General features: G+C 37.4%; 18 protein-coding genes. All 18 read left to right on the top strand.

All coding sequences use genetic code 11. From position 1 onward, the window contains the following. The first annotated feature begins 3 nt into the window (after positions 1–3). Positions 4–2,472: a polysaccharide biosynthesis tyrosine autokinase gene (locus POV26_RS06135; protein ID WP_272855594.1), complete on the top strand. Its 2,469-nt coding sequence runs from the start codon at positions 4–6 to the stop codon at positions 2,470–2,472. A gap of 429 nt (positions 2,473–2,901) precedes the next feature. Further along, positions 2,902–3,264, top strand: coding sequence for an endonuclease domain-containing protein (locus POV26_RS06130; RefSeq protein ID WP_272855822.1), 363 nt, complete (start codon positions 2,902–2,904; stop codon positions 3,262–3,264). Positions 3,265–4,077: 813 nt separating this feature from the next. Beyond that, positions 4,078–5,364 carry a nucleotide sugar dehydrogenase gene (locus POV26_RS06125; protein WP_272855593.1) on the top strand — a complete coding sequence of 429 codons (1,287 nt, stop codon included), beginning with the start codon at positions 4,078–4,080 and terminating at the stop codon, positions 5,362–5,364. Positions 5,365–5,580: 216 nt separating this feature from the next. Next, positions 5,581–6,564 (top strand): SDR family oxidoreductase, encoded by a 984-nt coding sequence (locus tag POV26_RS06120; RefSeq protein ID WP_272855592.1) that lies wholly within the window; start codon positions 5,581–5,583, stop codon positions 6,562–6,564. Positions 6,565–7,313: 749 nt separating this feature from the next. Next, on the top strand, positions 7,314–8,042 hold the full coding sequence (locus POV26_RS06115) for a hypothetical protein (protein WP_272855591.1): 729 nt from the start codon (positions 7,314–7,316) through the stop codon (positions 8,040–8,042). A gap of 3 nt (positions 8,043–8,045) precedes the next feature. Continuing rightward, a complete protein-coding gene (locus POV26_RS06110) occupies positions 8,046–8,390 on the top strand; it encodes a hypothetical protein (RefSeq protein ID WP_272855590.1) in 345 nt (114 codons plus the stop codon). A 39-nt stretch (positions 8,391–8,429) separates the two neighbouring features. Next, entirely contained in the window at positions 8,430–9,203 is a 774-nt protein-coding gene (locus tag POV26_RS06105) for a hypothetical protein (RefSeq protein ID WP_272855589.1), read from the top strand. A gap of 805 nt (positions 9,204–10,008) precedes the next feature. Next, positions 10,009–10,854, top strand: a complete 846-nt coding sequence (locus POV26_RS06100) for an ABC transporter permease (RefSeq protein ID WP_272855588.1) — start codon at positions 10,009–10,011, stop codon at positions 10,852–10,854. A gap of 259 nt (positions 10,855–11,113) precedes the next feature. Beyond that, on the top strand, positions 11,114–12,313 hold the full coding sequence (locus POV26_RS06095; RefSeq protein ID WP_272855587.1) for an ABC transporter ATP-binding protein: 1,200 nt from the start codon (positions 11,114–11,116) through the stop codon (positions 12,311–12,313). A gap of 35 nt (positions 12,314–12,348) precedes the next feature. Further along, positions 12,349–13,203 carry a sulfotransferase domain-containing protein gene (locus tag POV26_RS06090; protein WP_272855586.1) on the top strand — a complete coding sequence of 285 codons (855 nt, stop codon included), beginning with the start codon at positions 12,349–12,351 and terminating at the stop codon, positions 13,201–13,203. Continuing rightward, positions 13,203–15,431, top strand: coding sequence for a polysaccharide pyruvyl transferase family protein (locus POV26_RS06085; RefSeq protein WP_272855585.1), 2,229 nt, complete (start codon positions 13,203–13,205; stop codon positions 15,429–15,431). Before POV26_RS06090 ends, POV26_RS06085 begins: the two co-directional genes overlap by 1 nt. Next, entirely contained in the window at positions 15,421–16,398 is a 978-nt protein-coding gene (locus tag POV26_RS06080; RefSeq protein WP_272855584.1) for a class I SAM-dependent methyltransferase, read from the top strand. The genes POV26_RS06085 and POV26_RS06080 overlap by 11 nt, the downstream gene beginning before the upstream one ends. After that, on the top strand, positions 16,395–17,546 hold the full coding sequence (locus POV26_RS06075; protein WP_272855583.1) for a glycosyltransferase: 1,152 nt from the start codon (positions 16,395–16,397) through the stop codon (positions 17,544–17,546). Before POV26_RS06080 ends, POV26_RS06075 begins: the two co-directional genes overlap by 4 nt. Before the next feature lie 154 nt (positions 17,547–17,700). After that, complete coding sequence (locus tag POV26_RS06070) at positions 17,701–18,498, top strand: glycosyltransferase family 2 protein (protein ID WP_272855582.1); 798 nt, start codon at positions 17,701–17,703, stop codon at positions 18,496–18,498. 100 nt (positions 18,499–18,598) lie between these two features. Continuing rightward, positions 18,599–20,188: a glycosyltransferase gene (locus POV26_RS06065; RefSeq protein ID WP_272855581.1), complete on the top strand. Its 1,590-nt coding sequence runs from the start codon at positions 18,599–18,601 to the stop codon at positions 20,186–20,188. Next, positions 20,189–21,265 (top strand): glycosyltransferase WbsX family protein, encoded by a 1,077-nt coding sequence (locus POV26_RS06060; protein WP_272855580.1) that lies wholly within the window; start codon positions 20,189–20,191, stop codon positions 21,263–21,265. Continuing rightward, positions 21,262–22,185: a glycosyltransferase family 2 protein gene (locus tag POV26_RS06055; RefSeq protein WP_272855579.1), complete on the top strand. Its 924-nt coding sequence runs from the start codon at positions 21,262–21,264 to the stop codon at positions 22,183–22,185. Before POV26_RS06060 ends, POV26_RS06055 begins: the two co-directional genes overlap by 4 nt. A 6-nt stretch (positions 22,186–22,191) precedes the next feature. Next, the coding region (locus POV26_RS06050; protein ID WP_419180007.1) for a glycosyltransferase at positions 22,192–23,244 on the top strand (1,053 nt) is incomplete at its 3' end.

The following is a 23,244-nucleotide window of genomic DNA, read 5'->3' as shown; positions in this document are numbered from 1 at the left end:
AACATGAGCGAGGAATTCGAAATTAACGAAACCCATACCACATTCGACTTTAAGGGTTTTCTCTTTAAGCTTTTGCACCATTGGCCATTGTTTCTGGTTTCCTTGGCCATTGCTTTTTCCATTGCCTATTACATCAACGTCCGCAAATTGCCCATTTACCAAATGGAGAATATGGTTTCCATCAAGGACGACCAAAACCCCTTTTTTACCACCAATACCAGTCTTACCTTTAATTGGGGAGGAACAACGGACAAGGTGAATACAGCCGTCATTACCTTGCAGTCCCGTTCGCACAACGAAAAGGTTGTGGAACGCCTGCAATATTATATGGACTATCTGAAGGAAGGAAAATACCAACAGGAAAACGCTTACAAACAGACCCCATTTTTTGTGGAAGTGGACACCACCAAACCGCAAATGCTGAACCAGCCCATAAAAGTTGTTTTTAAGGATTCGGTCAACTTCAATTTAAGCGTTTCCTTTGAAGAGGCCAGAAACATTCGCCTGCAAAATTATAGCACCAAGGAAACCAGCTCGAAATTTGTGGATGCCGGCGAGTTTTCACAGGATTTTAAAATAGGCGAGCACATAAAGTTGCCCTTTTTTAATGGCACCTTTATGCCAAATCCAGATGTAGTGTCAAGACCGGGAACGCCTTATTATATTGTTTTTAGGAACTATGACGGCATAGTAAAGCGGTATTTGGGCATTCGCGTTGATCCCGAAAGCAAGGGTTCCTCGGTATTAAAAATGAGGCTTACCGGAAACAACAAGGCGCAATTGGTAGATTACCTGAATACTTCCGTGGAAGTATTGAGCGAAGATATGCTGGAGCGAAAAAATCTTTTCGCTACCAAGACCATTAAGTTTATTGATAGTAGTCTTGCGCAGAAATCGGAGGAGCTTTCTAACGTGCAGGACGAGCTTAACCAATTCAAAAACAAGAATGCAATCTTCGATCTGGCAAGTGAGGGTTCTGAAATCAACGCGAAACTGAACGAACTCGACCTGCGGAAGGAATCTGTAAATCGCGAATTAAATTACTTCAACACCCTTCAGGATTACCTGATTAACCGTTCCGATTACAGGGATGTTCCCGCACCATCGGTGGCGGGTATTTCAGAGGCTAGCGTGGTGAGCGGGGTAGGAAAGATTGTTGCCCTTGCCGAGGAACGGAATAAATTTCAATATTCCTATAAGGAGGACGCTCCCATTTTCAACGATATTGACCGACAGATCAACGCAGTTAAAACGGTTTTGTTGGAAAATATACGTTCCTCAAAAAGCTTGAAAAACCAGGAACTTGCCTCCATCAATCGCGATATTGGCCGTTATGAGGGGGAAATACGGAAACTTCCAAAAGAACAACAGGACCTTTTGAACATTGAGCGCCGCTACAACCTGAGCCAAGGTACCTACAATCTGTTTCTGGCAAAAAGAAGCGAAGCTGGTTTGGTGAAAGCCGCCAACGTAAGCGATGTGATGGTCATTGACTCCGCAAAAGATACCGGCGGCGGACAGATTGGCCCAAATACGCAGTTGAATTATATGATGGCCGGCTTGCTTGGCTTTTTCTTTCCATTGATCTTTGTCTTCCTGCGGGTGTTTTTCGATACCAAAATCAGCAATGTGAAGGACTTGAACCGCATTACCTCCATTCCATTGTTGGGGATCATCGGAAAAAGCCCTATCGAAAGCAACCTGGTTGTTCTTACCAAACCAAAGTCTGCCATGGCCGAGGCTTTTAGGGCGCTTCGCTCAAGTTTGCAGTTCATCTATAAAAAGCAGGGCATTAAGGGCGCCAAAACGGTATTGGTAACCAGTTCGGTAAGTGGGGAGGGAAAAACGTTTTGTTCCATCAACCTCGCTTCGGTTTTTGCTTTGAGCGAGAAGAAGACCGTCTTGGTAGGTCTCGACCTTAGAAAACCTAAAATATTTGGCGATTTCAATATCAATAATGACATGGGAGTGGTCAACTATCTTATCGATGAGACAGATATTGACACCGTAATCCAAAAAACCGAAATCGCGAACCTAGATGTGATTCCTTCCGGACCCATTCCGCCAAACCCATCGGAATTATTGATTAGCGAAAAGTTGGATGAACTTATAGATGCACTCAAGGAGCGCTATGATTATATTATCCTTGATTCACCGCCTTTAGGACTGGTATCGGATTCTTTGGAACTGATGAAACACGTGGACGCCACGCTATATATGGCCCGTTTCAATTATACCCATAAAAATATGTTCACCTTCGTCAATGAAAAGTATAAAACGGGCGAAGTGAAACATATCAGCATTGTTTTAAACGGTTATGTTGAGAAGAGCGGCAGGGGCTATGGGTATGGCTATGGCTATGGGTACGGCTATGGGTACGGCAGTTATGGTAGCTATGGCAATGGGTATCACGAAAAAATAAAGCCGCCTACGCTTTTGGATAGGGTTAAGAAAATTTTCAGGAGGAAATAACATCTCCCCCAAACCCCAACTTCGAAGCGGGGGCTTTTGTTTTGTAATAAGAAGCATGAACTTAGTTGCGAACAAACCCCTCCCTTTGAAGGGAGGCTGGGAGGGATGTAACTCACGCTTCTCAGTTGTTACCATCCTTCCAACCAAAAGACATCTCCCCCAAACCCCCTCTTCGAAGCGGGGGCTTTTGTTTTGTAATAAGAAACATGAATTTAGTTGTGAAAAAGCTCCTCCCTTTGAAGGGAGGCTGGGAGGGATGTGACTCATGCCTCGCCATCGTTATCATTCTTCCAACCCAAAAGACATCTCCCCCAACCCCCTCTTCGAAGCGGGGGCTTTTGTTTTATAATAAGAAGCATGAATTTAGTTGCGAACAAGCTCCTCCCTTTGAAGGGAGGTTGGGAGGGATGTTTTTCTTATCTTTATAACATGGCCAATAAAATAATTCCATACAATAAACATCTCAAGCTTATTGCTAGAGAGCTTCGGAAAAACATGACACCTTCCGAGCAAATTATGTGGGAAAATATTAGGAAGAAATCCTTGGGAGTTGAATTTCATAGACAGGTGCCAATCTTAAACTATATTGTTGATTTCTATTGCCACGAAATTGGGCTTGCATTAGAGATTGATGGAAGCATTCACGACAACAACTATTTGGAAGATGCAGAAAGACAGGGAAAAATGGAAAAACAAGGAGTTCGTTTTTTGCGATTCACAAATGATGAGGTTTTATATAATCTGGATGACGTATTAAATACTATTCGAAATTATGTCGAGGAAAATACTTAGAACATCTCGCCCAACCCCCGCTTCGAAGCGGGGGCTTTTGTTTTGTAATAAGAAACATGAATTTAGTTGCGAACAAGCTCCTCCCTTTGAAGGGAGGCTGGGAGGGATGTGGATCGCGCTTCTCAGTTGATATCATCATTCCAACCAAAAGACATCTCCCCCAACCCCCTCTTCGAAGCGGGGGCTTTTGTTTTGTAATAAGAAGCATGAACTTAGTTGTGAAGAAGCTCCTCCCTTTGAAGGGAGGCTGGGAGGGATGTAACTCATGCTTCTCAGTTGTTATCATCCTTCCAACCCAAAAGACATCTCCCCCCGACCACCTCTTCGAAGCGGGGGAGATATTTTGTACAGAGAATCATGATTGTAGTTCAAAACAAGCTCCTCCCTTTGAAGGGAGGCTGGGAGGGATGTGACTCACGTTTCTCAGTTGTTATCATCCTTCCAACCCAAAAGACATCTCCCCCAACCCCCCCCCTTCGAAGCGGGGGCTTTTGTTTTGTAATAGGAAGCATGAACTTAGTCGTGAACAAGCCCCTCCCTTTGAAGGGAGGTTGGGAGGGATGTAACTCATGCTTCTCAGTTGTTATCATCCTTCCAACCCAAAAGACATCTCCCCCAACCCCCTCTTCGAAGCGGGGGCTTTTGTTTTGTAATAAGAAGCATGAACTTAGTCGTGAACAAGCCCCTCCCTTTGAAGGGAGGCTGGGAGGGATGTTTTTAAATTTATCAGTCTTACTTTCCTTTAAAACCCGTAATTTTGCCGCTTAAATAATATGCCAGCATATTGGCAGTCCCCAATCTCTTGATCAAACGATGAAACAAAACCCCACAATTGCAATAATAGGCCTTGGTTATGTAGGCTTGCCGCTTGCCGCCGCCTTTGCAGCAAAATATAAAGTAATCGGTTTCGATATCAATTCGGAACGCATTCAGCAACTGCAGCAAGGAGTTGACAGTACGCTGGAGCTTTCTTCCGAAGAACTAAAAAAAGCGTTGCAACAAACCGAAAATTATGGTCTTACCGTTACCGATGATGCCTCAAAAATGGCCAGCGCGACCGTGTTTATCGTTACAGTGCCAACGCCAACCAACAAATACAACCAACCCGTACTTATCCCGCTTCAAAAAGCAAGTGAGACCGTTGGAAAACTTTTGAAGGAGGACGATATAGTTATTTATGAATCTACCGTTTATCCGGGCGTAACCGAAGACATCTGTGTGCCTATTTTGGAAGAACATTCAAAGCTCACATTCAATAAAAATTTCTACGCGGGCTATTCCCCAGAGCGGATCAATCCGGGCGATAAGCAGCATACCGTTACCAAGATTTTAAAAGTAACCTCTGGCTCCACGCCCGAAGTCGCAAAATATATTGATGCGCTGTATGCATCCATCATTACGGCGGGAACGCATTTGGCACCTTCTATTAAGGTAGCCGAGGCCGCCAAGGTTATCGAAAACTCGCAGCGCGACATCAATATTGCCTTTGTGAACGAGCTTTCCAAAATCTTCAGACTTTTGGGCATTGATACCCAGGATGTTTTGGAGGCCGCAGCGACCAAGTGGAATTTTTTAAAGTTTACCCCAGGCCTCGTTGGCGGTCACTGTATAGGGGTCGATCCCTATTATTTGGCCCAAAAGGCCCAGGAGGAAGGCTATAATCCCGAGATTATCCTGGCGGGAAGACGCATGAACGACGGCATGGGCAGTTACGTGGCCCAGCAGGTAATTAAATTAATGATCCAGAAGGAATGTAAGGTAAAAGGAGGGCATGTGCTTGTTTTGGGGATAACCTTTAAAGAAAACTGTCCCGATATTCGCAATAGTAAGGTAATAGATGTTATTGAGGAATTGCGAAAATACAACCTCAATATAGATGTTTATGACCCTTGGGCAAAAGTTGCGGAAGTTTCCAATGAATTTGGACTGCGTTTGCTGAGCGAGGAGTCCCAACTGAAAAGAAACTATGAAGCTATCATATTGGCAGTTGGCCATAAAGAGTTTTCCGATTTTGATATAGAAAAACACAAAGCATCGCCGTCAGTGGTTTTTGACGTTAAGGCCTTTTTTGAAAGAAATAGTATTGATGGAAGATTATGATTCAAAATTCAAGATTCAAGATTTAAGATTCAAGATTCAAGATGGTTTTGCATTTACAAAGCAGCGAGTAACCTAAAAGTGAACCGCAAAGAGCGCAAAGAAGGCACAAAGCACACCAAGAAAACTCTGTGAACTTTGTGAAAAACACTGTGTCCTCGGTGGTTAAAAATAAATCCTTAATCAACCCTTAACAATTAACCCTAAACCCTTACCATTTTGCAAACCCCAAAATACCACACGGCAGACCTTTCACAACTCAACTTCCTAATTACCGGAGGCGCCGGCTTTATTGGCTCCAATCTGGTTGCCTATCTGCTGGAGCACAAGGCCAAAAAAGTACGGGTTTTGGACAATTTGGCGACAGGCTTTTTAAAAAATCTGGAGGAATTTCAAGACAATCCCAGTTTTGAGTTTATGGAAGGCGATATTCGCGATTTGGAGACCTGTAAAAAAGCGATGGACGGCATCGATTATGTTTCGCATCAAGCCGCTTTGGGGTCCGTGCCTCGTTCCATCAACGACCCTCTTACTTCCAATGAAGTGAACGTTACGGGGTTTTTGAATATGCTGGTAGCCAAAAAGGAAAGTAAAACGGTTAAAAGGATGGTCTATGCCGCGTCCAGCTCTACCTATGGCGATAGCGAAAACCTTCCAAAAGTGGAAGAGACCATTGGAAAACCGCTTTCTCCTTATGCGGTCACCAAGTTGGTGAACGAACTCTATGCCGATGTATTCCACAAAACCTATGGCACCCAAACCATCGGCCTGCGCTACTTTAATGTATTTGGCCCCAACCAAAGTCCAACCGGGGCTTATGCTGCGGTAATTCCGTTATTTATGCAAGCCTTAAAGGACGAACAAGCGCCCACCATTAATGGTGATGGCGAGCAGACCCGCGATTTTACCTTTGTACAGAATGCCGTGCAGGCAAATGTGCGGGCCTTTTTTGCTGGGGAAGCTGCGGTAAACGAAGTTTTCAATGTGGCCTATGGTCAACGGATTAGTTTGAACACCCTTTGGAAAGTCCTACAAACTATTTCAAATAAAACCCTTAAAGCCAACTACGGCCCACCCCGCAAAGGCGATGTGCGCGATTCCTTAGCAAATATTGAAAAAGCGAAAAATTTACTGGGTTACAATCCACTGTTTTCTGTGAAGGATGGGTTGGAGCTTACTTGGGAGGGATTTGGTAATCGTTAATTTGTGATTCGTTAATTCGTTGATTCGTTGCTTCGTTGCTTCGTTGATTCGGGTCCCGATAGCAATCGGGAAGGAATTTTTCAACTTTTTTCTTCTCTCCCTTCAAACGCTCCTTCCCCTTAGAATAAACAACGATAAAAACGAAAACCTGGTATAAGGGGAAGGTGGCCCCGGGCCGCAAAGAATCTTAAGAACGCCAAAACAAACTTTCCGGGGCCGGAAGGGGTTGTGATTTAATTTTTTTTCAATTATTCATTTGACCAGACATTTAAGGCACCAACTACGAGCGACACTATTTTTAATAACCCAATAACTCAATAACTCAATAACTCAATAACTTAATAACTCAATAACCCAATAAAAACCCCAAATAACCCCACACCCGAAAACCAATCCCAGATTGTAGCATATAATAGCATAGCTGAGAATAAATTGCCCTATCCAAAACCAATTCATTTTACTCTCACAAAAACTCGTCGCTGGAAGAATTTTTCCTCCTTTTTAGGGAATTGAAATGTTAAAGTTTCAAAAGTCCTACAAGTGAGCCGTTTACAGCTAAGTGTTTTCCTACATTAAAATTCCGCTTATCGAAATTTGAAATCATCTTGACGGATATTTTGAACATTTCGCAGTAATCCTTCCATAACACCAAGTAAACCTTAGAAAACTTGCATTTTTTGTATGGGTGGTTTATTATTGTTACGCCCCTTATCATAACAATTTCGTTTTATTTTTAAAAACAATTTTTTATGAAAAATATGTACACTCCTCAAAAGTGGGCTTTTCTTTTTTGCTGCTTTTTATCGCTTTTTTCTTTTACTGGGTTTGCACAGGTGGGTATTGGAACTACCGATCCAAAGACTACATTGGATGTTAATGGGTCACTCTCATTGCGACAAAGGGCGGCCCAACTTACATTAGGCTCTGGAAACAATAATAATATTAATTTAGGTGCTTCACCATATTCATTCTATAGAATTGCGGGAGGTGGGTCAACTTTCTCTATAACGGGTATAATCCCAGTTGCTGGTGCTGACGGACAAATAGTCATTTTGCAAAATACGACAAATAGAGACATGACTATAGTACATGATAATATCTCTACCGCAGCAAATAGAATTTATGTGCCGGGAGAAAAAAATTTATTAGTTAGAGGAAGATATTCAACCATAACGCTTCAATACAGTTTGTCTTTGCAAAGATGGGTGCTAATGGATAAAATGAACCATATAGAAACATGGTATCATGGTCCTGTTACTGTAAATAGTGGCTATAATACATATACGGCAATAATTCCCGAGGCAACCAATGGCTCCAGTGCATCTGTAAATTTTGTGGGTAATATAAATAACGCTGATGCTGCAGATTTATACATAGAATTCATAGAAACAAGGGCGGGGCAAGTTGTGTTTAGAATTTATAATGATGACAATAATGTTACGGGTGTAACTTTTGCAATAACTATTAATAAAATATAACGTATGAGACTTACCATCTTTTTTCTGTTTTTAATAAGTTTAAACATACAGGCACAAGAAAACATTACTGAAGTTTTTATTGATAAAGCTGAACTTTCACCATCTTTAACGCTATTAAATACTTCAAATACTAATGAAGGCATAATTGGCGGGGCAGTTGATAATAATATTGTAGATCATCGAAAATTTAGAAAATACAAAGAACGTACTGTACATGCCCCAATGAATGCTTTAACGCTTTCTGAACTCAGACAACTACAAGGGGTAGATTTGAAAAAAATAGATGCTTTAACCGAAGAAAATAATAAAGTAATAATTGGTACCCACGGAAGTGAATCAACAGAATGATTTAAAATCATATTGTATCTTTTATAAAGCCTATTTATTATGAAAATGATTTCTATTAAAAATATAAAAAATTGTATGTTGCTTGCCATTTTGTTGTTAACCGCAACACTTTCGGCTCAAGTAGGCGTAGAAACAAATGACCCTAAAACCAACTTAGATGTTAATGGGGCAATGTCTTTTAGGGAAGGACCAGAATTGGTATTAAGTAATGGTTATAATAATAATATAAATTTAGGCATAGCTCCATTTTCATTTTATAGAATTACTGGGCCTACCGCCGCATTTTATATAACTGGTATTGTGCCACAAACAGGCTCAGATGGACAAATTGTGGTACTGCAAAATGATACGGACCAAGGAGGAAATGAAATAATGCTTATTGTTAATAATAGCGGTAGCTCAACAGCTGCAAATAGAATTTTTCTTCCAGGACAAAGTGAATATATGGTTCGTGGTAGGTATGCTACTATAACTTTGCAATATAGTGCGAATCAAAGTAGATGGATTCTTCTTAATAATATGAACAGAGTCCAAACATATTATACACCTGCAACATTTTTAAATGATGGGGCAAAAACAACAATAACTATTACAGCTCCAGAGGTTACGCAAACCTCCGGAATTACAATAAATTTAGTAAATAACAGTGGGCTCCCTGATTCCGAAAAATTTAATCTTATAGTGGAATATGTTGAAGCAAAAAATGGGTCTTTAATATTCAGAGTGAATAATAAAAACCCACAAACGGGTTTTCCTCCATGGATTTATAGTGGTGTTACAGTTCAATATGCACTTACTTATTTTATTAATTAAACATAGAAGCATATTTAATTACCTTTCCAAAAAATACCTGCAAGCCAAAAAAGCTTTGCAGGGTTTTTTATTACCTCCAATTTGCTCCTTTGTCGGTTTTGTCAGTTCGAGTGTTCGCCGAGGCACGAGGCGAATGTATCGAGAACGGCTTCCAACGACGCAGCCCCAATTCAGTCTCGATACAAATTTAAACTCGCCGTCACTCCCTCAAATCCACTAGCTAACCTTGTAAGCATCCTAAAAGCTCCTTCCCCTAATAAACATTTCCATCAAAGAGCTGTTTTATAAAAAGGGGAAGGTGGCCGACGGGATATAATGATAAACTGCACCCCATCTGTTCGGAGGCCGGAAGGGGTGATGCAAAATCCCAAGTCCACCCAATCTGGCACTGGAAGTACGAGCTACAAACGACGAGGTACGAGATTCCAAATCCCAAATCCACAACAGACAACCGAGAACAAACAACCCAAATAAGGTCTCGATACAAACTTGAGCTAGTTACCGCTCCCCCAAATCCACTCAACCTGACAGTTAAAACCTGAAACAAGAAACAAGAAACAAGAAACCAAAAATCCCAAATCCCAAATCCCAAATCCCAAATCCTGAATCCACCACCGACAACCGATAACCGAGAACAGACAACCTTAATCAGGCAAGCTCAAACCGACAACAGACAACAGACAACAGACAACCGAGAACTGACTACAAAAAACATTCGTGCATTCGTGGCGAAAATTCTCCCAACAACACTGAGCCAAATTCCTTATCTTAGCCCCCAAGAAAAAATCGCTTCTCCCCAAACCCAATGGAACTGGAAACCAAAGTCTATCAAAAAGAAAACAACCTTCGTATAGGCAAGTTGCTGAAAGAGAGCTTGGCCGACATAGGCCGGTCGCGGTTTTTGTCGTTCCAATTGGCAAAGCGCGACATACAGGCGCAGTACCGCCAAAGCTATCTGGGCATTATTTGGGCCTTTGTAACGCCGCTTGCCACTGCCTTTGTTTGGATTTTTCTAAATAATTCAGGCACCGTTCGCGTTACCGATACCGGAATACCCTATCCCGTATATGCTTTTTCGGGCACCCTGTTGTGGTCCATCATTACCGAATCCATCAATTCGCCTATGGGCAGTACCAATAGCGCCAAGGGCATTATGTCTAAAATAAACTTTCCCAAAGAGGCTTTGATAGTATCAGGGATTTATAAACTGTTGTTCAACAGCTCCATAAAAGTATTGCTCTTGTTGGTGTTTATTTTCGTTTTTGGAGTGGGCTTCCATTGGAGCCTATTGCTATTTCCATTCGCTATTTTGGGAGGTGTACTTTTTGGAACAACACTAGGATTATTAATCACGCCATTAGGAATGCTTTATAAGGATATTGGACGATTGATAGGTTTTGGCCTGGGGTTTTTAATGTATGTAACCCCTGTGGTCTATGGAATCCCCAAAAGCGGAATCATGAAAACCGTAATGGAACTGAACCCTTTCACCCCAATCATATTGACCGCCCGCGATCTGGCCGTAGGCATGCCCCCGGCGCATCTCACCTATTTTTTAATAGTAATCGCTTGCTGCATCCCCCTGTTTTTTATTGCTTTGTTGTTCTATAGAATCTCGATTCCTATTTTGGTGGAGCGGATGAGTGCGTGAGTTGCTGGGTGCTGGGTGCTGGGTGCGGGGTGCTGGGTGCGGATTACAGTTGAAAATTGAAAATTGAGCATTGAAAATTGAAAATTGAACATTTAGCAATTAGGTATGAGGAATGAGGAATGAGGTATGAGGTATGAGGTATGAGGTATGAGGTATGAGGATGAATTACGTTTAACCCTTAACCCTTAACCCTTAACTCTTAACCCTTAACCTGAAACCTGAAACCTGAAACCTGAAACAAGAAACCAAAAAAACAACCGTGCAACCAGAAACCCTAATAAAAGTAGAAAACCTCTCCAAAAAGTTCTGTAAAGACCTTAAGACCAGCCTGTGGTATGGGGTGAAGGATTTGGCTTCTGGCCTGAGCGGCAACCGCAACGAGCGGGAACTGCGCCCCAAGGAGTTTTGGGCCGTAAAGGATATTAGCTTTGAGTTGAAACGTGGTGAGTGTCTGGGGCTGATAGGCCACAATGGTGCCGGGAAATCTACACTTTTAAAAATATTGAACGGCCTTATTAACCCCGATGCGGGCAAAGTAACCATCAAGGGCAGGGTAGGCGCCTTGATAGAGCTGGGCGCGGGTTTTAACCCCATTCTGAGTGGCCGCGAAAACATTTATAACAACGGCGCCATCCTCGGTTTTACCCGAAAAGAAATAGACAGTAAAGTAGAAGAAATTATAGACTTTGCCGAAATACGGGAGTTTATAGATATGCCCGTACAAAACTACAGTAGTGGGATGAAGGTGCGCTTAGGTTTTGCTGTGGCGGCACAAATGGAGCCGGATGTGTTGATTGTTGATGAGGTGCTTGCGGTGGGGGATATTGGATTTCGTGTAAAATGCTTTAACAGAATTTCCGAATTATTGAATAGTTGCGCTGTTATATTTGTAAGCCATTCTATGCCGCAGATAGCTAGAATAGGTACTCATGTAATGCATATGAAAAAAGGGGTTGTTAATTATGAAGGAAATGATATTGCTTATGGTTTAAGCTTATATCATAAAGATTATACCATTGAGGAGACTACAGTAATTGGTAGGGATATTATAATTAAATCTTTTGCATTATTGGATAAAGAAGGCTCAGAAAAGGCTACTTTTTCTGTATCTGAAACAATCTGTTTAAAACTAGATTTCGTCAATAACTCCGATTATAAAGACTATTTTATTAGTGTTGTTATTATGGATGCAAATTTAAATGGAGTAGCGTCCCTCAACTCTTTAAACGAAAATACAAAGATGAATAAAAACAGCTATTCAACAGAAGTTAGATTTGATAATGTTTTTACTCCAGGCAGATATGCAGTGAATATAGTATTTACCGAAAATATAAACTCTAAAAAGTACAAATTTGGTAAGACATTAAGTAACTATAGAAGTTTAACTTATTTTGAAAGTATTGGAGGTGCATTAGTAGGTACGGTTCCGGTACAATTAAACTCAAAGTGGGTATTGTGATTATTTAAAAATAATTATTGTTTAATAAGATATAAATGCAAATATTCAGAAAAAATAAAATTATTATTCATTGTTGCACTCAAAAAACGGGAAGTCAATGGTTTATACCTTTTTTAAATGATATTTTAGAAATAAGCAATAAAAATTATGCCAATTGTACTTTTGTTGACTATAGAAAATCTGTAATATTTAGAGATTCTGATTATAAAAGACCAAGTTATGCATTACAAAGAGAGCTGTATACAGTCCAAAATGATAAATTCGGTTTTGATAAATTAAAGAAAAATTCTCTTTATGCCAGTTTCTACGTGGGACCAGCTATTTTAAATTATTTAAAACCAAATCAAGCAAAAGTTTTTTTTATCCTTCGTGACCCTCGTGATTTGGTTATTAGTTGGTATTATTCTTCAAAATATAGTCATACACCCACTGAAGATATTGATAGGGTTAGAGCTGTTTTAAATGATGCTTCTTTTGAAGATGGAATTAAATATTCAATTGATCAAATGAGCGAGTTTGGTTTATTTGAAGGAGTTAGAGGATGGATGAATATAGATATGAACCAAACTTGGTACAAAGTATATTTATATGAAGATTTTGTAGAGCAATATGAAAATTTCTGTATGCATCTCATTTCATTTATAGGCTTAAATAAAGACAATAATTTATACATCGATGTAATTAATAAGCACTCTTTTAGGAACTATTCTAAAGGGAGAGAAAAAGGGGAAACAGATAAGAAATCACATTATAGATCAGGCTCTACAGATCAATGGAAAGATGAATTTACCGAAGAGCTTATTGAATATTTTGAATATAAAACAAATCATTTGGGAAAGCAATATGATCGAAAAAAAAATGAATTTAAAATTCAATTGATTAGTCTTTAATGGGATTAAAATATAAACTATATAAATTAAAAGAAAAAGGAAGGAAAAAACTTTCAAAGTACAAACGTGAATTTTTATTTTTGAGAAAATTGTATTTAGGAAAGGAACCCACGTTCCTTGCACCTATTTTAAATAGTTCCTCAAAGCCGACTGTTTTAAACCTGAATATAATTGACAGTTGTAATTCCAAGTGTACAATGTGCAATATTTGGAAGCGTGATGAAGAACTAGAAATTAGCCCAGAGCAATTAAAAACAATTCTTTCTGATGACCTATATTCTGAATTACTACATGTTGGAGTTACGGGCGGAGAGCCTACCTTAAGGGAAGATTTGCCAGATGTTTATCAAAAAATCATTGAAGCAGTTCCAAATATCAAGGGCTTAAGCATCATTACAAATGCAATCATTGAAGAAGATGTAAAAAAAAGAATTTTAGACGTAAAACGCGTGTGTGATAGTCATAGTGTGCCATTTTCTGCAATGGTATCCATAGATGGAGTAGGCAAGGCGCACGATAACGTGAGAGGAACCAAAGGCAACTTCAATACTGCAATCTCAGTATTTAATTACTTAAAAAACGAATTAAAGATACCTGTATCCTTTGGCTGTACTATATCAAAAATTAATATTTGGGATGCAGATGACCTTTTGTTTTATGCCAAACAAAATAATATGTACGGAAGGTTTAGGGTGGCTGAAACCATAAATAGGTTGTATAATCAAGATAGAGGGAAGGTAATTCGCAATTTTGATAATGATGAAACCTATAACCTATTGTTATTTTTTGAAAAATTAAAACGTTCATACGAAACCAATTCTACTTATAAACGTACCTATTCGAGCATACAAAACATTTTACAAGGGGGCGATAGATTAATTGGTTGCCCATACCACAATAAAGGAATAGTACTTGGATCTAAAGGACAACTAAGTTATTGTGCACCAAAATCCAAAGAGATTGGAAATGCTTTGGAGCAATCTTCACAGAAGATATATAAGGAAAAATTTGCCGAGAAGGAGCGGATTCTTAAGGAAAATTGCAGTAGTTGCATACACGATTATCATGCTCCTATCACGCAACGGGAAATAGTACTACAGAAGGATGAAAAATTTTATGCCAAATATCTTAAAATAGAAAAGTCTAAAAAGATAGTTGCACTGGCCAGATGGGTGAAAGCAATTCCAAAGATAAAGTCAACGACTCGAATTTTCATAGTAGGCTGGTATGGAACCGAGACCGTAGGCGATAAGGCAATTTTGGCGGGAATTGTAGATTATTATAAATCAGAATTTAATAATAAAGTAGAGTTTGTTATCGGAAGCATTTTTCCATTTGTTACCAAAAGAACTTGCTATGAATTATTTATAAACGCAACGGTGGTGTCCACAAAAACCTTTGAACTTATAACGTACGCTAAAAGTTCGGACATAATAGTAATGGGAGGCGGACCTTTGATGGACTTAAATGAGTTATATATTCCATTATTAGGTTTTAAGGTAGCTAAATTTTACGGAAAGAAAACAATTGTTTTTGGATGTGGGATAGGCCCACTAAAATTTGAGAAATTTGAAAATGCTGTTAAGGATATTTTAGCCATCAGTGATGAAATAAAGCTCAGGGATAAAAAGAGTATTGAAATAGCCAAATCGTATGGTATAACTAAGCCTATAGAATTTTTTGGAGATCCGGCTAAAAGATATTTGGAAGGCCTAAATGAAAAAATAGACGTAGAGCAGGAAAACATACTTACATGTTATTTGCGAGATTGGACATTTGAATATTTTAACGGAAGCTCTGAAGAGTTTGAAGTTGAAAAGCACAAATTTGAAGAAGGTTTGGCCCGATTTATAAAAAAACAAGCAGACGATAAAAATGTCGAGAGAATCGAATTTCATCACATGCATAATTTTGTAATTGGTAATGACGACCGCGATTTTTCCCGTTATTTTATACAGAAGTACTTTAAAGACGATAAGCGGGTTTATTTCAATAAAAAATTATCTACCGTAGATAATATTGCCCAATCAATGAAAAAATCAAGATTAAATATTTGCATGCGCTTTCATTCGGTATTATTTGCACATACCTTAGAAACCGATTTTATCGCTATAGATTATACACTTGGGGGAAAAATACTAAATTATTTAACGGACAATAACTGTTTGTCTAATCTTCGGAGAGTTCAGGACGTTATAGAAAAAAATAAGGAAAGCCATGACTTGTAAGGTATGTCAAAAGGAAATAAATCCAAGATTATTACTGAAAAACAAGGGTGATTTTGGGGATATTTATCGATGTCCAAAATGTCAGATTACATTTGTTTCTCCTCAGCCAAGTGATGAAGTTCTTAATGAGTACTATAATGGTATGTATTTAGATTTGACCGTATCATTTGACGAGAAAAAAATGAAATGGGCACAACGGTCAATGCGTGGTTATTTAAAAGTATTAAAAAAGCTAAATGTTGAACCTACGGCGGAAATAACTTTTTTAGATTTAGGAGGTGGTTTGGGCTATTATAGAAAAGCTGCAGCAGAAAATAATTTACATTCAATCCTGGTTGAAAAAGACCCTATATCAGTTCAATTTGCAAAAAAGCATTTAAAGCTTGAAAATATTATTGAAAAGGATTTAACTGAATTTTTCAGCTCAAATGATGAGCAATATGATATTGTCTTTTTTAGACATGTCATTGAACATGTTAAGGACCCTTCCACAATTATTCAAGGTATATCAAACCTATTAAAAACGAATGGCATATTAATCATTGAAACTGATAATAACGCAGGTATCGAACTTTTAATTAAAGATGGGGTCAGGAAGTTTTATTTAGATTTATATAAAAAAAGCTTTAACAATGTGTCATTCTTAAAGCTCTTAATCAAGAGACCATTCGCAGTCGATCCGCCAAGACATTTATTTGGTTTTAGAATGAGAAATTTATCAATGTTGCTTACGTCTCAAAGCTTAAGTTCAAAAGTAAAGATTCATTATCGCCTCGGTCATCCAATATATTGGCCAAATATACCATCCACCAGCGCTAAACAAATCATTAAGTCATTTTTAAAGTTGAACTTAAAAGCTGGTTTTAGATTGACAATTTCATATTTAAACTTAGTATTTAGAAAATCTCTACAATTAGTTGGTCTCTCTTCGGGCATCTGTATTTATGCCCAAAAATTATCAAAATGAAAGTATTATTAGTAAATACATATGATAAAGGTGGGGCAGCAAATGCATGTTTACGATTGCATGAAGGTTTGTTGAAAGAAGGTGTTGATTCAAATTTATTATTAAAATATAAAACAAGAAATATTGCAAATTCATTTGAATATAATACTGAAAGAAGAATTGGTCTATTTGATAGAGTAAAATTTAAAATTAAAAAATATTTATTTAGTAATTTAAATAGAAGAAAAAGCTATAAAAGAGATCCAGGGCTAGAATATTTTAGTTATCCTGAAACAAAAATTGATATAACAGAAACTTCAATATATAAACAATCTGATATAATTCATCTTCATTGGATTGCTGATTTTGTCGATTATGAATCATTCTTCCAAAAAAATAAGAAACCAGTAGTTTGGACCTTACACGATATGAGTCCCTTTTTAGGTGGGGAACATTATATAGAGGAATATTTGGGTGTCGATAAAAGTGGAAACCCGATTAAAAGAAACCATACTAAACTAGAAACCTTGGTTCTTCGCGATATTTATAAATTAAAAAAAAGATACTTATCTAAAACACATAATTTACATTTGGTTGCTTTAAATGATTGGATGATTAATAATTTGAAAAGTAGTTTTTTAGCCAAAAGATCAGTATCTAAAATTAATAATGGTATTGATGTAGATAATTTCTTTCCACTGAATAAAAGTGAATGTAGAAGATATTTTGAACTTCCAATTGATAGGCGAATTGTATTATTTGTTGCAGATTTTATTGATAGTAATCGTAAAGGGTTTAATGTTCTAATAAAAGCTATAGATATTCTAAGAAATGAAAATATAGTTTTTTGTGTAATAGGTAGTTCAAGTTATGAAATAAAAAAAAACAATTTGATTTATTTAGGTAAATTGGAAAGTGTTGATGAGATGAGGAAAGCCTATTCATCTGCCGACCTTTTTGTTATTCCGTCCTTGATTGATAACCAGCCCAATACTATTGTTGAGAGTCAGCTTTGTGGAGTACCAACAATCGGATTTGACAAAGGTGGAATTTCGGAAATGATTATAAATGGATTAAATGGTTACATTGTAGAAGAAATAAATTCAGAAGGCTTAGCAGAACAAATTAAAAGCTTTTTTAATAATGATAATACATTTGATATAANTTGATATAAATGAGATAAGAAATTTTGCTATATCTAACTATGATTCAAAAATTCAAAGTAAAAAATATATACAACTCTATGAATCATTATACGATAAAAATAGATATAAAAAGAGTTTGATTGATTAATGATATTTTATAATTTACTTAGATATTCCCATGGTAAGTATAATAATACCAACATTTAATTCCGCCTCCACTATTAGAGCAGCTTTAGAAAGTATTGTAAATCAAACATACAAGAACATTGAGATTCTGGTTTTAGATAATATTTCAAAAGATGATACCTGTAATATTGTCAATGAGTTTATTGAAAAATTCCCAAATATAATATTACTTTCAGAAAAAGATCGAGGGGTTTATGACGCCATGAACAAGGGCATACAATTATCAAAAGGAGATTTTCTTTATTTTATGGGTAGTGATGATGTGTTTTATGCTAATGATACCTTGGATTTAATTTTTACAAAAGAAAATTTAAGTTATGACATAATTTATGGCAATGTAGAATTTAAAAAAAGTAAAAAAATATATTCTGGTGAATCTAGTCTGTCTAAACTAATGGAAAGTCAAATCAGTATTTGTCATCAAGCAATATTTTATAGTAAGCGCACTTTTAACATTATTGGAAACTATAACTTAAAGTACTTTATACATGCCGATTACGATTTTAATATTAGATGTTTTAAAAATGAGGAGCTTAAAATTAAGTATATAAACATCATTATTGCAATTTTTAATGAAGCGGGTTTAAGTGGGGTTAATTCAAATGCAGATGGTTTCCATACGGAATTAACAGAATTTAATTTATCCCAAAATTATAATATTATAGGATTATTTGAGGAAAACAAGAAACTGAAAAATGAATTGAATAATATTTCAAAATCAAAAGAATTCAAGATAGGGACATTACTGCTTAAGCCACTAAAAAAAATTAAAAAGCTTATTTTTAAATAGACAACATAGATTCTCTTTTAAACTTGAAAATTTCACATTTTAATTCTCGTATAGATAATTCATAGCTATCAAAGATCATTGTTATAATAACATCAAATATTTGAAAACCAAGCCACCTTTTTTTTCAATTGTAATCCCCACCTATAATTCGGGTAATAAGCTTGCCACTTCCCTTGAAAGCATCCGGCTCCAGAACTTTACTTCCTATGAAGTAATCGTTATGGACAGCCGCTCTGTTGATAATACCCCAGCCGTGGCAACTCGGTATAAAAAGCAGCTTCCTTCCCTTAGATTTATTTCTGAAAAAGATGAGGGAATTTACGACGCCATGAACAAAGCAATAGATTTGGCAGATGGCACATGGCTCTTTTTTATGGGCAGTGACGATAGTTTTTATAGTCCACAGGTGCTTTGGCAAATCCAACAACACACGCTAGTTTCAAATGCGAAAGTAATCTACGGCAATGCTAAAATAATTGGAAATACAGGTTGGGCGGAAGATGGGACAATTTATGATGGCCCTTTCGACCTCCCGAAGCTGCTGAATAAAAATATTTGCCATCAGGCAATCTTTTACAATACGCGTTTTATAAAGGAAGAAATAGGCTATTTTGAAAAGCGTTATACCGTTACCGCCGACTGGGATTTTAATTTGCGCGCTTGGGCCAAAAAGCCATTTGAATTTGTAAATTTAACGATATCCAATTTTGTGGCCGGCGGGCTCTCTTCTTTTGGAGGGGACGCTGCTTTTTCGGAGGATTTTCTAGACAATGTGATGAAGTATTTCGGGATGGATGCTTTTCACCCAATTTTAAATACTCCAAATTTTAAGCGCTATGAATTGGTTTTAAAAAAACAGAAATTTGGCAAAAAAAATCCAAAAAGTGCGAAGCCATTAAAAAACAAAGCTTTGAAAAATAAGTTGAAAAAATATATCTATCAAAAGGTCAAGGCGATTTATGAAAACAGGATAGGGACTTTCTTTTTCAAGCAAAAAGGCTTTTGTCCCTGTTGTGAGCAAGATGTCACTTTCATTTCCAGACATCAATGGTTAAGGGATTATTTTAAATGTGGTAATTGCAACTCTATCCCGCGGGAACGTGCGTTGATGTTATCAATAAAAAATGAGTACCCCAATTGGCAGCATCTAAAAATCCATGAGTCTTCCCCGGGAAAAAGAGGCCATTCTGTTTTATTGCGAAAGAGGGCAAAAGATTATTTGGAAACCCAGTATTTCCCCAATACACCCCTTGGCACATTTGTAAATGGCATTAGATGTGAAGATCTGGAACAGCAAACCTTTGGGGATTCGGTCTTTGATTTGGTGGTAACATCAGATGTTATGGAGCATATTTACGAGCCCGAAAAAGCCTTTAAGGAGATTTACCGCACCTTAAAACCGGGCGGTGCCCATATTTTTTCCGTGCCTATAATAAACAAGCACAATGCAACCCAGCGATGGGCAAACAAGGGAAAGGATGGAAACCCTGAGTTTCTATTTGAACCAGAATGGCATGGCAATCCTGTGGACAAAAAAGGGTCGCCCGTAACCATGCATTGGGGTTTTGATATTGTGGATTATATCAAAAAACATACGGGAGCGGAAACCAAAATTGTATATATTGATGATCTGCATTATGGCATTCGGGCAGAATATATTGAAATTGTTGTAATGAAAAAGGTTTTGTAAATGACGAACTTGAGACCAATAGCTTTTGTGCTGCCTCAATTCCACCCCATCCCGGAGAACGATTTATGGTGGGGTAAGGGGTTTACCGAATGGACAAACGTTACAAAGGCAAAACCTTTATTTGACGGTCATTACCAGCCGCATTTACCTACCGATCTGGGGTTTTATGATCTGCGCTTGCCCCAGGCCAGAAAAGCACAAGCTGCTATTGCCAAGGAACACGGCATATATGGGTTCTGCTATTACCATTATTGGTTTAATGGAAAGCGTCTTTTGGACCAACCCTTGGATGGCATGCTAAAACAAAAAGACCTGGACATGCCTTTTATGTTGTGCTGGGCCAATGAAAATTGGACGAGACGATGGGATGGCCTTGACCATGAAATTTTGATAAAACAGGAATATAGTTTGGATGATGATGCCGTCCATATGCGGTGGCTTTGTGAACATGTTTTTTCGGATGGACGCTATATAAAAGTGGATGGTTGTCCTGTATTTATGGTCTATCGTCAAGACTTATTTCCAGACATGAAAAAAACGGCCACCTTATGGCGAGAAATTGCCGTAAAGGAATATGGATTTAAAGGTCTGTACTTATGTGTTGCCGAAAGCTTCAATAAAAACGTAAATCCAGAAACAATCAATTTTGATGCTTTGGTAGAATTTTCACCCCATCAAGTGATAAAGCACAAACTAAAACAGCCCCCAACCCTGTTTGAAAAAATGGGAATAAGAAGAACCTCCCGAACTTTGGACTTAAGGGATTTTAAAAGAGGCGTACAGGACTGCTTGGAGCGGGAAGCACCTAATTATAAGCTCTACCGCTGTGTAACTCCCTCTTGGGACAATACCGCTAGAAAAGGAGATAAGGGAGCTATAGCTATAGGAAGCACTCCCGAAGTGTACTATCAATGGTTAAAAGCGATCGTCAATAAATTCAAACCATATTCCCAACAAGAGAATTTTGTATTCATTAACGCCATGAACGAGTGGGCCGAAGGCAACCATTTGGAGCCGTGTACTAAATATGGGAAAGGGTATCTTGAGGCAACAAAAAAAGCTTTAGCAGCAACGTGATTCCAAAAGTATCTATACTGATCCCTAACTACAACCACAAGTCGTATTTACAACAGCGGTTAGATACTGTATTTGGTCAAACCTTTCAAGATTTTGAGGTCATTCTTTTGGACGATGCCTCTATAGATGGCAGCCAAGAAATTTTAGAATCGTATCGCAATCATCCAAAAGTAGCTCACTTGATTATTAATTCGCATAATTCTGGAAGTCCTTTTAAACAATGGCAAAAAGGGATTGATCTGGCAAAGGGTGAATATGTTTGGATAGCTGAAAGTGATGACTACTGTGAGCTCACTTTTTTGGAAAACCTATTAAAAATGGCGAAGGAAAGTACTGGGATTTATTATTCACAAACCATCGATGTTGATGATGATGGAAAAGTACTTTTAAACAGAATTGATTATACCAAGGAATTTAACCCAAACATCTGGAAAGCTGATTTTGAAATTTCCGGCCTTGAATTTATTGAAAAATATTTATTGGTTAAAAATGTTATTCCCAATGCCAGTGCAGTAATCTTTAAGCGCACTTTAATTGAGACTGCCTTTTTTTCAGACAAACTGTTACAGATGAAAATGTGTGGGGATTGGTTTTTTTGGGTAAAGCTCTGCGAAAAAACCAAAATTTCTTTTATTGCAACGCCCTTAAACTATTTTCGAAATCACAGTGCAATAAGCAGAAGACACAATACAGCAAAAAAGAAAAAAACACGTTTATTGGAAGAAGGTGAAATTAGATACTATACTTTTAGAAAACTCAATCTTATTAATAAGGCCAAAAGTGAAGTTTTGTTAAAAAAATGGTTTAAACTTCATCCTCTCAAGGCAATTTTATCCGTGCCATTTTATAGTATTCATCTGCCTTTTAGCAATAATTTTTCTTTATTTTTAAAATTCCTTAGCTTCAAATTGAAAAAGTAGCCCGTGTTGAACATAGCCATCTTTACTCCCAATCAAAACCCCTATTCTGAAACCTTTATTCAGGCACATAAGAACTATTTAAAAGGGAACATATTTTATTATTATGGGAAAGGAAATAACATACAATTAGAAGGAAAAAAGGATTTAGTTTCTAATTTCAAAAGAAAAGGTCTAAAACTTTACGCGTTTCTTTTTAGAAAGGGGAAAAATTATATAGCTAAAAGCAGAATAATAATTTCTTTAAAACAGAATAATATTGAAGCTGTCTTAGTCGAATATGGTGTTCATGCTCATCATTTGCTCCCTTTTATTAAAGCAACTAATTTGCCAATGGTTGTTCATTTTCATGGCTATGATGCTAGTAGATATGAAACTGTAAATCGTTGTAATAAATATAAAGAAGTATTTCATTATGCTAGTAAGGTTGTTGTTGTTTCTAAAATTATGAAACAAATGATTTTGGATCTAGGTTGTCCCAATGAAAAAATTGTATATAATGTATATGGGCCACAGCCTGAATTTGAAAAAGTGAAACCTACTTTTATTAAAAAACAGTTCATTGCTATAGGTAGATTTACTGATAAAAAAGCACCCTATTATACAATTTTGGCTTTTAAGAAAGTATTAAAAAAACATCCAGAAACTACACTCTTAATTGGAGGAGACGGAATATTATATAATGTTTGCAAAAACCTTATCAGAGTCTACAATTTAGAGGATAATGTTAAACTATTGGGTGTTATTGATCCAGAAGAATATAGAAAGCATTTATCGGAATCCTTAGCTTTTGTGCAACACTCCATAAGAGATGAGGAAGGTGATATGGAAGGTACTCCATTAGCAGTTTTAGAGGCAAGTAGTGCTGGAATTCCTGTTATTTCAACATTTCATGCTGGTATCCCTGATGTTATTCAGGATAACAGGACCGGTTTGTGTTGTAAGCTTCCCCTAATTAGAACTGTTCATTCTTCTAATATTTCTACAAACTTATTATTTTTAATTCTCTTGGGGCTAGCCCCAAGAGAATTAAATTCCGCATATTTTACTGGCGGTATTTTA

It is taken from the genome of Aequorivita todarodis (assembly GCF_028561335.1).
Taxonomy (GTDB): Bacteria; Bacteroidota; Bacteroidia; order Flavobacteriales; family Flavobacteriaceae; genus Aequorivita; species Aequorivita todarodis.
Note: the sequence above shows the minus strand (reverse complement) of the source record. Positions and strands in the feature narration are given on the sequence as shown.

Coding starts and splice junctions, on each gene's coding strand:
- POV26_RS06060 (WP_272855580.1), top strand. CDS start 20,189: ATGACGAACTTGAGACCAATAGCTTTTGTGCTGCCTCAATTCCACCCC.
- POV26_RS06130 (WP_272855822.1), top strand. CDS start 2,902: ATGGCCAATAAAATAATTCCATACAATAAACATCTCAAGCTTATTGCT.
- POV26_RS06090 (WP_272855586.1), top strand. CDS start 12,349: ATGCAAATATTCAGAAAAAATAAAATTATTATTCATTGTTGCACTCAA.
- POV26_RS06105 (WP_272855589.1), top strand. CDS start 8,430: ATGAAAATGATTTCTATTAAAAATATAAAAAATTGTATGTTGCTTGCC.
- POV26_RS06085 (WP_272855585.1), top strand. CDS start 13,203: ATGGGATTAAAATATAAACTATATAAATTAAAAGAAAAAGGAAGGAAA.
- POV26_RS06070 (WP_272855582.1), top strand. CDS start 17,701: ATGGTAAGTATAATAATACCAACATTTAATTCCGCCTCCACTATTAGA.
- POV26_RS06100 (WP_272855588.1), top strand. CDS start 10,009: ATGGAACTGGAAACCAAAGTCTATCAAAAAGAAAACAACCTTCGTATA.
- POV26_RS06080 (WP_272855584.1), top strand. CDS start 15,421: ATGACTTGTAAGGTATGTCAAAAGGAAATAAATCCAAGATTATTACTG.
- POV26_RS06115 (WP_272855591.1), top strand. CDS start 7,314: ATGAAAAATATGTACACTCCTCAAAAGTGGGCTTTTCTTTTTTGCTGC.
- POV26_RS06110 (WP_272855590.1), top strand. CDS start 8,046: ATGAGACTTACCATCTTTTTTCTGTTTTTAATAAGTTTAAACATACAG.
- POV26_RS06125 (WP_272855593.1), top strand. CDS start 4,078: ATGAAACAAAACCCCACAATTGCAATAATAGGCCTTGGTTATGTAGGC.
- POV26_RS06135 (WP_272855594.1), top strand. CDS start 4: ATGAGCGAGGAATTCGAAATTAACGAAACCCATACCACATTCGACTTT.